This window comes from Bartonella sp. AD328YNZD, assembly GCF_042196425.1.
The window spans coordinates 1-5,619 of the sequence record NZ_JBHIQG010000159.1; the positions used below are offsets into that span (position 1 = coordinate 1).

General features: G+C 38.7%; 5 protein-coding genes and 2 pseudogenes. All 7 read right to left on the reverse strand.

Annotated elements, in window-relative coordinates; genetic code table 11:
• Positions 1 to 384 (reverse strand): annotated as a pseudogene (locus ACFIO3_RS07925) (guanylate kinase); the annotation flags it as partial.
• Between the two features lie 293 nt (positions 385 to 677).
• Positions 678 to 1,787, reverse strand: coding sequence for an endolytic transglycosylase MltG (mltG, locus tag ACFIO3_RS07930; protein WP_375606286.1), 1,110 nt, complete (start codon positions 1,785 to 1,787; stop codon positions 678 to 680).
• A gap of 95 nt (positions 1,788 to 1,882) precedes the next feature.
• Positions 1,883 to 3,145 carry a beta-ketoacyl-ACP synthase II gene (gene fabF / locus ACFIO3_RS07935; protein ID WP_375610164.1) on the reverse strand — a complete coding sequence of 421 codons (1,263 nt, stop codon included), beginning with the start codon at positions 3,143 to 3,145 and terminating at the stop codon, positions 1,883 to 1,885.
• Between the two features lie 101 nt (positions 3,146 to 3,246).
• Positions 3,247 to 3,483: an acyl carrier protein gene (locus ACFIO3_RS07940; RefSeq protein ID WP_004860281.1), complete on the reverse strand. Its 237-nt coding sequence runs from the start codon at positions 3,481 to 3,483 to the stop codon at positions 3,247 to 3,249.
• A gap of 260 nt (positions 3,484 to 3,743) precedes the next feature.
• Positions 3,744 to 4,481 carry a 3-oxoacyl-[acyl-carrier-protein] reductase gene (gene fabG / locus ACFIO3_RS07945; protein WP_375614390.1) on the reverse strand — a complete coding sequence of 246 codons (738 nt, stop codon included), beginning with the start codon at positions 4,479 to 4,481 and terminating at the stop codon, positions 3,744 to 3,746.
• 18 nt (positions 4,482 to 4,499) lie between these two features.
• On the reverse strand, positions 4,500 to 5,444 hold the full coding sequence (gene fabD, locus ACFIO3_RS07950; protein ID WP_375606288.1) for an ACP S-malonyltransferase: 945 nt from the start codon (positions 5,442 to 5,444) through the stop codon (positions 4,500 to 4,502).
• 77 nt (positions 5,445 to 5,521) lie between these two features.
• Positions 5,522 to 5,619 (reverse strand): annotated as a pseudogene (locus tag ACFIO3_RS07955) (undecaprenyl-diphosphatase); the annotation flags it as partial.

The following is a 5,619-nucleotide window of genomic DNA, read 5'->3' on the forward strand; positions in this document are numbered from 1 at the left end:
TCCTAGCATTTTTTTTTGCAGCTGCTTAGTACCCTGATAATCAATATCAAATAGCATATCACGGCCGGTATTCAATGCTTTTTCAACAGTTTCACGTAAAGTGCCATAATAATTCCCGTGAACTTCTGCCCACTCAATAAATTCATCCCTATCACGCTTATATTCAAACTCTTCCTTTGAAATAAAGTAATAATGCAGCCCATCTACTTCACTAGGACGCCTTTTCCTTGTGGTCATACTTACGGAAAGCTCTAATTGTCCCTCTTTTAGAAGTAATCGAGAAATTGTTGATTTACCAGCGCCTGAAGGTGAAGAGAGAATAAATAAAAAACCGCGGCGTTGATTTGTTTTTATGGCATTGAATTTACTTTCAAAGGCTGTCATCACACCACTCTACTTTGTTTATAAATTTTTCTTCAAAATTTAAATAATACATTACCTCAATATTTCTCCCAACCAATGGTATTTGCTTTAGCAGCTAGATCTCAATGTTATCCTGTTCTTCCATTAAAATAATTTATTAGCAGTATATTTATTTCTTTCTTAAATATTTTTATCCATACGCTAAGCTCTCTTGTAGCATACAAGAAAATGATTTTTATAATTCTTATAAAAAAATTTTACTATACTTTGGATTTTCATTTTACGATGCAAACAGATACGTTATTATTATAAATTTAATGTCTTGCCTTTAATTCTCGCCACTTGCGAACATTCATATTATGTTCTTCTAAAGTTCGAGAAAAGACATGCCCTCCTGAACCATCAGCAACAAAATAAAGTGCATCACTGCTTGGTGGATGTGCTACCGCTTTCAAAGAATCTCGACCTGGATTTGCAATAGCCGTTGGAGGCAAACCATTAATTTTATAAGTATTATATGGTGTTTCCTTCTCAAGATCTGAACGATAAATCGCACGACCGGATGGTTTTCCTTTTCCTCCGAAGAGACCATAAATTACTGTTGGATCCGATTGAAGACGCATATGCTTTGTAAGGCGGTTATAAAATACCGCAGCAACCATTGGTCTTTCTGCTGCAATTCCCGTTTCTTTCTCAACAATTGAGGCTAATATAACAAATTCATCAATTGATTTAATAGGTAAATCAGGTGAACGCGTAGCCCATATAGCATGAATTAATTTTGTCTGTCCTTCACGCAATCTGTTTACAATCTCTTTACGCGTTGTCCCCCGAATAAAACGAACAGTATCCGTCATTAAACAGCCTTCTGGAGGCAAAATTTTTGGAAGGTCTCCAATCAAAATTTCATTCGCAGCTAATCGATCGAAAACTTGCTGAACCGTTAAACCTTCAGGTACTGTAAATGTATACTCTATAGATTTTCCTTTCACAAGAATATCCATAATATCCTGCATCGAAGCATGAGCTGGAATTAAATATTCACCAGCCTTCAGATGCGTTGTTTTTTGGTGATAACCAACCCCATAAACAAAGATATCTGATGATCGAATGAAACCACGTTTTTCTAGCAATGAAGCAATTTCACGAATTCCGGTACCAGGATGGATAAGAACAATTTGTTCTTCCTCAATTTTTCCCTTTTCTTCAAAAATACTTTTTCCAATATAAAGAGGAATACTTATGCCAAAAAGAATAATCACAATCAGCATAAGAAAAAAATTACCGAGAACAACCAATGGATTACGGACGATAGATGATTTCTTTCGTTTTTTATGTATTAACATGTCATAACTATCTGCTAAATGATTCGAAGAGGAATCACTTACGTCCTTTAATGGTTTTCCATTTTTCACATCGGACATAACCCCTCATAGCGATTAAGGATAATATTATAATTTCTCATTCACCTTATAATAAAGTAGAAAACTCAAAAGAAGAAATTAAATAAAAATACTTATTATCCTCTAAAACGTTGTATCACCAACGATGCATTTGTCCCACCAAATCCAAAAGAATTAGAAAGAATCGTATCAATCTTTCGTTCACGCGGTTTGTGTGGTACAAGGTCGATTTTTGTTTCAATCGATGGATTGTCAAGATTCAGTGTCGCTGGGGCTATATTATCCCGTATAGCTAAAATAGAAAAAATAGCCTCAGCAGCACCGGCTGCACCAAGTAAATGCCCGATAGATGATTTCGTTGATGACATAGAAACTTGTGGTGCATAACTCCCTAAAACACGCTCAACAGCCGCTAGCTCTATGGAATCAGCCATCGTAGATGTACCATGAGCATTAATATAATCAAGTTCACTCACATTCACTTGTGCACGCTTAAGAGCAGCTATCATACTACGCTGAGCCCCTTCACCACTTTCTGAAGGTGCTGTAATGTGGTAAGCGTCACCAGATAAACCATAGCCAATAATCTCAGCATAAATACGCGCCCCTCGTTTTTTGGCATGTTCCAGCTCTTCTAAAACAACAACAGCTGCTCCTTCCCCCATCACAAAACCATCACGATCAGTATCATAAGGACGTGACGCCCGTTCAGGATCATCATTGCGACAAGTAGAAAGAGCTCTACAAGCTGCAAAACCTGCAAGAGATATCCGATTTATCGGAGATTCAGTCCCCCCTGCCACCATGACATCTGCATCACCAAACATAATCAAACGTGCCGCATCACCAATCGCATGCGCCCCTGTCGAACAAGCCGTTACAACAGAATGATTAGGCCCCCGTAAACCATATTGAATGGACACATAACCAGAAGCAAGATTAATCAAACGACCTGGAATAAAAAAGGGAGAAACACGACGTGGGCCCTTATCACGAAGCGTATAACCAGCTTCAACAATGCCCTCAACTCCCCCAATTCCCGAACCAATTAACACACCTGTACAAATCTGATCTTCATCACTCTTAGGAAACCATTCGGCATCTGCAAGCGCTTGGTTAGCAGCAGCCATTGCATAAACAATAAATGCATCAACTTTACGTTGCTCCTTAGGTTCCATATACAAATCAGCATTATAGGTCCCCTCTGTTCCATCCCCTAAGGGGATACGCGCAGCAATCTGGCATGGCAAATCTGATACATCAAATTCAGTGATACGTCGGACACCACTTCTTCCTTCAAGAAGTCGTTTCCAACTATATTCAATATTACCAGCTAATGGAGATACCAATCCTAAACCAGTAACAACAACACGTCTCATAACTTCTAACCTTGAACTAAACTTCACCTCTCAAAGCTCTCTTTTCAAAAGAACTCCGAAGAATATAGGCAAAAGCAATTTATGCCTTTGCCCTTTAGTAATCACGCAGAAGCTTTATCAATGAACTTGACTGCATCACCAACGGTGAAAATCGTTTCAGCAGCTTCATCTGGAATTTCTACCCCAAACTCTTCTTCAAAAGCCATAACGAGTTCAACCGTATCAAGGCTATCAGCCCCTAGATCATCGATAAAGCTTGCATTTTCTACAACTTTATCAGCATTAACCCCAAGATGTTCCACGATAATTTTCTTAACGCGCTCTACTGTATCACTCATGTTGAAATCCTCGAATTTATATTTCCTATAATTTGGTTAACTATATCGGTTCATCTAATCAAGCAATAGATGCATTACTTTAAAAGATTTTAGTAATGATTTAAAACATCCTGTGGATATCCCCTACAAAATGAACCAATCTGACATTCCGACATCAATTGATTAACGACCATATTAAAGAAATAGATGCATCTATCCATTTCAATCGTTACTATCTAAAATAATACAATTCATAAATCAATGTGGAATAAAATAAATACTCATATCATTGCCATTCCACCATTGATATGGAGTGTTTGACCTGTCGTATAGGCTGCTTCATCGCTTGCTAAATAAACAGCAGCAGTGGCTATTTCTTGCCCACTTCCCATACGCTTCATTGGAATCGCAGCCATAATGGCTTCTTTTTGCTTTTCATTAAGCTTGTCTGTCATTGCAGATTTAATAAATCCTGGAGCAATACAATTGACAGTGATATTTCGCGAAGCAATTTCTTGTGCCAATGCTTTAGAAAAACCTATCAAGCCTGCTTTTGCAGCACAGTAATTTGTTTGTCCAGGATTTCCCACAACACCAACAACAGATGTAATGTTAATAATTCTTCCATAACGGCGGCGCATCATAGAATGTATTAATTCACGCGTCAAAAGAGAAGCAGCTGTTAGGTTAACTTCTAAAACATCATCCCAGTCTTTATCTTGCATACGCACAAAAAGACCATCTCTAGTGATTCCCGCATTGTTAACCAAAATATCGACGCCATCCATTTTTCTCTCTGCAACTTCAGCCAATTGTTTAATCGATTGGCGTTCAGAAAGATTAGCGGGAAATACAAAAACATTCTGCCCTAATTCTGCCGCCACTTCTCTGAGCTTTTCTTCACGTGTTCCATGAAGTCCAACAATGGCTCCTTGTGCATGAAAGCAGCGTGCAATTGCCTCACCAATTTCTCCCGAAGCCCCCGTTACAAGAGCTTTACGCCCTGTTAATCTAAACATTTTTTAACTCCTTATAGATTAAACGCCAAGCATGCCTAGCGCTGATTCTATTTCATCAACTGTTCCAATTGTTACCCCCTTTATATCTTTGTTAATACGACGCGTTAAACCTGTTAATACTTTTCCAGAACCAACTTCAAAAAGCGTATCAACCCCATTCGCAGCGATCCATTCTATTGTTTCACGCCATCGCACCCTCCCAGTCACTTGTTGGACAAGAAGAGTAGTAATACGCTCTGGATTGCTCTCAGGTGCAACAGAAACATTGGCAATCAAAGGAACAATAGGGGACATTTTGTTAACAGTCAAAAGTGCTTTCTTCATGGCATCAGCAGCAGGTTGCATTAAAGATGAATGAAAAGGTGCAGAAACAGGAAGAAGAAGTGCACGTTTTGCACCTTTTATTGATGCAATCTCTACCGCTGCCTCAACTGCTTTTGCTTTACCGGAAATAACAATTTGCCCACCACCATTATCATTAGCAATCTGACATAGTCCTTCTCCAGAAACAGTTTCGCAAATTTCTTCCACAATGTGCTCTTCCAAACCAATCAATGCAGCCATAGAACCTTCACCAACCGCAACAGCAGCCTGCATAGCATTGCCACGAATACGCAAAAGTCTTGCCGTATCTGTGAGAGTAAATGTACCAGCAGCACAAAGAGCCGAATATTCGCCTAAAGAATGGCCAGCAACAAATCTTACCTTTTCTTCTATACGAAGCCCTAATTGTTTCATCACACGAATGACAGCCATAGATACAGCCATTAATGCCGGTTGTGCATTTGCTGTTAACGTTAAAACATTTGCTGGTCCTTCAAAAATGATCTCTGATAATTTCTCACCCAAAGCATCATCAACTTCCTCGAAAACCATCCGCGCCGCAACAAATTGCTCTGCAAGCGCTTTCCCCATACCAACAAGTTGACTCCCCTGCCCTGGAAAAACAAAAGCTGCACCCATTTATCAACTCCTAAAACTGTACAATTAAATTATTTTCTTTTGACCTTATTCATCCACACAAATCAAGATAAAGCCCTTTATTTAAAACGAATACCACACTTAAAATTATATTTTAAGGGTGGAATTTGATATAAAAACTTAGGAAAATATGGTGCTATAAACTGAATAATACTCA

What these genes read in the sequence shown, in the direction of transcription:
- fabF (WP_375610164.1), bottom strand. Translation starts at nt 3,145, where the DNA reads ATGAGACGTGTTGTTGTTACTGGTTTAGGATTGGTATCTCCATTAGCT.
- fabG (WP_375614390.1), bottom strand. Translation starts at nt 4,481, where the DNA reads ATGTTTAGATTAACAGGGCGTAAAGCTCTTGTAACGGGGGCTTCGGGA.
- fabD (WP_375606288.1), bottom strand. Translation starts at nt 5,444, where the DNA reads ATGGGTGCAGCTTTTGTTTTTCCAGGGCAGGGGAGTCAACTTGTTGGT.
- mltG (WP_375606286.1), bottom strand. Translation starts at nt 1,787, where the DNA reads ATGTCCGATGTGAAAAATGGAAAACCATTAAAGGACGTAAGTGATTCC.
- ACFIO3_RS07940 (WP_004860281.1), bottom strand. Translation starts at nt 3,483, where the DNA reads ATGAGTGATACAGTAGAGCGCGTTAAGAAAATTATCGTGGAACATCTT.